The organism is Caulobacter sp. P1_B12_2, assembly GCF_056406675.1.
In genome coordinates this window covers 1-3374 of the sequence record NZ_JBFTZS010000483.1, presented here as the reverse complement: position 1 = coordinate 3374, position 3374 = coordinate 1, and the positions used below count along the sequence as shown (strand labels likewise).

Genomic DNA, 3374 nt, shown 5'->3' with positions numbered 1-3374 from the left:
GGCCCATCGCTTGCGATGGGAGGGTGAGGGGGTGGTGAGTTCGACGGTGTGCCGGCACGCCGTCGACGACGTAACCCCTCATCCTCCCACGCCTGTCGGCGCGGGCCCCTCCTTCTCCCTCTGGGAGAAGGTCTTTAAAGCGACTGCCCGTCGTCCACCGTGAACACCGACCCTGTCACCGCCCGAGCTTCGTCCGAGGTCAGGTACAGCGCCATGGCCTCAAGGTCCGAGGTGTCCATCAGCCGCTTGCGGGGGAACGTCGCCACCAGCTTCTGGCCGCCCTCGCTTTCGAACCAGTCGTCGTTCAGCTCGGTCTTGATGTAGCCGGGGCACAGGACGTTGACGTTGATCCCCTTGCGCGCCCACTCGCGGGCCAGGCTCTTGCCCATGTGGGCGGTGGCGGCCTTGGAGGTGACATAGGCGGTCAGGCCGGGCAGCACCTTGTGCGCGCCGATCGAGGCGACCAGCAGGATGCGGCCGCGCTCGCTGGCCGGGCTGCCGGCCTTGATCATCCGCCGCGCGCCTTCGCGGGCGGTCAGGAAGACGCCTCGGGTATTGACGTTCAGGACCTTGTCGAAGTCCTCGATGCTGATGTCGAGCGCCGAGCCTTCGATGTTGATGCCGGCGTTGGCGATAACCGACTCCGGCGCGCCGAACGTGGTTTCGACGGCGTCGTAGCCGGCGATGATGGAGGCCTCGTCCTCAACGTCCATCGTGAAGGCCTGGGCGGTTCCGCCGTCGGCGGTGATCTCGGCGACCAAGGCCTCCAGCTTGTCGGCCCGTCGCGCGGCGGCGGCGACCCWGGCCCCGGCCTTGGCGGCGGCGCGGGCCAGGGCGGCGCCGATGCCCGAGGAGGCGCCGGTGATCAGGAGGGTGCGGCCGGTGAGGGTGGTCATGACGTTTCCTTTTTTCGGCAGTCTGCGAGGCTGCCGTAAAGGGCGTCAATGCATCGGCGGCTCACGCACTTGCCCCCACCTGACCGCTTCGCGGTCTGTCCGCCCCCGTAGGGGGCGGAGGACGTGCGCGCAGCGCCGGCGGCGGTTCCTCTTCCCCCTTTGGGGGAAGACGGCCGAAGGCCCGTAGGGGGCAAGTGGTTACACCAATCCAGGTCCAGAGATTTTCAGCACCGGCGTGAACGCCGGCCGAGCGCTGGGCATCGTGACCCGCAGGCCTTTGTCATCGCGTTTAAAGACTAGCGGCTCCGGCGAGCCCAGCAACTCCACCCGCCGCACCTCGCCCGCACTCGTCGGCCCGGACGTCGCCAGGCTCTCGATCACCAACTCGCCCGTCGGCCAGGCCATCGGCAACGCGAACAGGTCCCCGCCCTTGGTGACGAACCGGATGTCCGCCGCCTCGAACGGCTTGGCGTCGCCTTCGTTCTGCATGCCCTCGACCAGCTTGGTCGGACCCTCGCCGAAGATCCGCCAGGGCCGCGAGGCGTAGATCGCCGGGCCGTTGACGTCGATCCAGCCGGCCATGCCCTCCAGCACCTTCTCTTCCTTATCGTCGATCGTGCCGTCGCCGCGCTGGGGGATGGAGACCATCAGGCAGCCGTTCTTGCTGACCACGTCGATCAGTCGCTGGATCACGTCCTGGGCGCTCTTGTAGCCGTCGCGGTCGTAGAGGCCGCGGTCGTAATGCCAGTTGCCGATGCAGGTGTCGGTCTGCCAGGGCTCGGGCCGCAGGCGGTCGGAGAAGCCGCGCTCGACGTCCTCGACGATCCCGCGCCGCTGCAGGGGGCTGAGCTTCTTGCCGGTCACCACCACGTCGGCCACGCCATGCCGGGCGCGGGCCTGGTTGTAGTAGTGGGCGGTGGCCGACAGCCCGGCCTGGCCCAGGGGCAGGCCGTAATTGTCGAAATAGACCATGTCGGGCTTGTAGCGATCGACCAGGTCGTTCTGGCGGGCCAGCCAGTTCGCGGTGAAGGCCGGATCGTTCGGCGGCGGGGTCTCGAGCCATTCGCCGTCGTGCTTGTCGTGCCAGGCGTTGGCCGCGGCGATGCTGTCTATCCCGTCGGGAATGACCATGCTGCCGCCGGTGTAGAGCGCCTGCGGGTCCAGGCCCTGCCACCACTTGCCCTTGCCGTCGGCCTTGGTCAGTTGGAAGGCGTCATAGCGCCGGCCCTTCAGTGGCCCCTCGGCGTCGTAGCCGTAGGCGGTTTGCCACCAATGCCAGGCGTGGGCCGCGTGGTTGGAGACGCCGAACTTCATGCCGTGGGCGCGGGCGACCTTTTCCCAGGTCCCGACGATGTCCCGTCCCGGACCGACCCGCAGGGTGTTCCAGGCGTGGTGGCGGCTGGCGAACATGTCGAGGTTGTCGTGGTGGTTGGCCATCGACATGAAGTACTTGGCCCCGGCGGCCTGGTACTTCTTCATCAGGCCTTCGGGATCCCAGTTCTGGGCCTTCCAGCGCGGGATGAACTCCATGAAGCCGAACTTGGTGGGGTGGCCGTAGGTCTTGACGTGGTGCTCGTAGAACGGATTGCCCTGGATATACATCTGGCGGCCGTACCAGTCGCCGTACTCCGGCACGCACTGCGGACCCCAGTGCGACCAGATGCCGAGCTTGGCGTCGCGGAACCAGTCGGGGGTCTCGTAGCCGTCGGCCAGCGACTGCCAGCTGGGCTGGAAGCCGCCTTTGGAGCCGGCGAAGGCGGGCGCGGCCGAGGCGGCGGCCAGGCCGGCGCCGAGGTTCAGCAGGTCGCGGCGATTGAAGCTCATCGTAGATCCTACGGCTTAACCGGCGACGGATCGCCGTAGAGGATGCCCCGGCCGTGGACGCCGAGATAGACACGGCCGAAACGGTTCGGGTCACCGGTCATGGCGCGCAATTCGGCGAAGCCCCAGCGGTCGTCGTGCAGCTTGATCCAGGTCTTGCCGACGTCGTCGGAGCGGAACACGCCCTCGACCCCGCCGACCTTGCCCCAGACGAACACCGCCGGATGGGTCTGGCCCGGCGCGGCCTTGCCGAAGCCGACCAGGCCGGCGTCGTCGACGCCGCCGATCGCCTTGAAGCCGGCGCCGCCGTTGGTCGAGCGCATCAGGCCCTGGGCGGTGGGCAGCCACAGCTCGCCCTCGATCCCCGGGACGGCCTTCAGCGGCCGGCCGTTGGGCAGGTCGCGGGCCGTGACCTTGAACGTCTCGCCGCCATCGGCGCTGGCCAGCACCGCGCCCTGGGCGGCGTCGTAGACGTAGAAGCGCGAAGGGTTCACGCGGTCCGAGGCGGGGTTGAAGTCGGGACGTTCGCCGGCGATCACGCCTTTGACTGGCCGCCAGGTCTTGCCGTCGTCGCTGGAGACGTAGGGGGCGGCGTTGCGCATGGCCCAGACCATCCGCTTGCCGTCGGCCGAGAGGGCGATGCGGCCGGTGTGGATG

Annotated in this window: 3 protein-coding genes; all 3 read right to left on the bottom strand. The window is 68.6% G+C overall.

Going from position 1 to position 3374, the window contains the following annotated elements:
- Nucleotides 1–134: 134 nt before the first annotated feature.
- Nucleotides 135–896 carry an SDR family oxidoreductase gene (locus tag AC1DZ6_RS21930; protein WP_477099244.1) on the bottom strand — a complete coding sequence of 254 codons (762 nt, stop codon included), beginning with the start codon at nucleotides 894–896 and terminating at the stop codon, nucleotides 135–137.
- A 198-nt stretch (nucleotides 897–1094) separates the two neighbouring features.
- Nucleotides 1095–2720 carry an alpha-L-fucosidase gene (locus tag AC1DZ6_RS21925; RefSeq protein WP_477099243.1) on the bottom strand — a complete coding sequence of 542 codons (1626 nt, stop codon included), beginning with the start codon at nucleotides 2718–2720 and terminating at the stop codon, nucleotides 1095–1097.
- Between the two features lie 8 nt (nucleotides 2721–2728).
- The coding region (locus AC1DZ6_RS21920; protein WP_477099242.1) for a WD40/YVTN/BNR-like repeat-containing protein at nucleotides 2729–3374 on the bottom strand (646 nt) is incomplete at its 5' end.